We start from the raw sequence: 1,045 nt of genomic DNA on the forward strand, positions 1-1,045 counted from the left end.
CCTTTGAGTTCGACCTGATTGCCATCCGGGTCGAAGCAATAAAGTGACAAGCCATAACCTTCGGCGCCGAAGCGCCTGGCCGCTTTCTCGGGCGTCAGGCCGAACAACTGCAAGTGACTGATGAGCGCCGCTTCGTCGAAGGGCTYGATGCGCAGGCAGACATGGTCGAGGTTACGCCCCTCTTGGCCGGCGGCAGCGCCGCCCTTGTGCCCGAGCTCACCGTCCAGGCTGACCAGATCGATCATGGAAGTCCCGGCGCGCAGATGCACCAGCCCCAGATTGTCTTGGCGCTTGACCAGTTCAGCGCCGAACACCTGCGCGTAAAACATGATGCTTCGCTCCAGGTCCTTGACGCGCAGCACGATGTGATCGATGTGTTGAATCGTGAACGGTTGCATGAAAAATTCATCCTGAATGGTTGCCTGATCAGTAGCCCGACCACTGTAGTCCAGAGCCACAAAAATTCATTGTCGATTTTCCGGTGGAGACACCGCCCGCAGGGTTTTATGCTCAGCCCATGAACATACAGACCGCTTTACTRCCGCCCCACGCCGAAATGGTTCGCGCCATGCTCGAACGAGACACTGCCTATGAGGGAGTGTTCTTCACGGCCGTGAAAACCACCGGGATTTTCTGCCGCCCCGGCTGTACGGCGCGTTCGCCGAAACCAGAGAACGTCGAGTTCTTTGCGCACGCGGATGAATGCCTGGCGGCGGGTTATCGCGCGTGTCTGCGCTGCAAGCCGCTGGACGCTGCGGCCATCGCACCCGACTGGGTACAGACGCTGTTGAAGTCGGTGAACGGCGATCCCGAGCAGCGCTGGACCGACGCACAATTATTGGCCAAAGGCATCGAGCCGTTGAAACTGCGGCGCTGGTTCAAGCAGCATTTGGGCATGACCTTTCACGCCTGGCTGCGCACCCGGCGCCTCGGCATGGCACTGGGCGGGATCAAACAGGGCGACTCCATCGACAGCGCGGCGTTCGACTCGGGTTATGAATCCCTCAGCGGTTTCCGTGATGCGTTTCAAAAATCGTTCCACATC

At 59.3% G+C, this 1,045-nt stretch carries 2 protein-coding genes; one reads left to right on the forward strand and one right to left on the reverse strand.

What is annotated here, in order from left to right; genetic code table 11:
- A partial coding sequence (locus AC1DRJ_RS29230; protein WP_477805191.1) for a VOC family protein occupies nt 1–398 on the reverse strand: 398 nt, incomplete at its 3' end.
- Between the two features lie 119 nt (nt 399–517).
- On the opposite strand from AC1DRJ_RS29230, the gene AC1DRJ_RS29235 reads away from it, so the two are divergent.
- Nucleotides 518–1,045, forward strand: a 528-nt coding sequence (locus AC1DRJ_RS29235; protein WP_477805192.1) for a bifunctional transcriptional activator/DNA repair enzyme AdaA, incomplete at its 3' end; no start/stop codon positions are given.

It is taken from the genome of Pseudomonas sp. P5_B2, assembly GCF_056400445.1.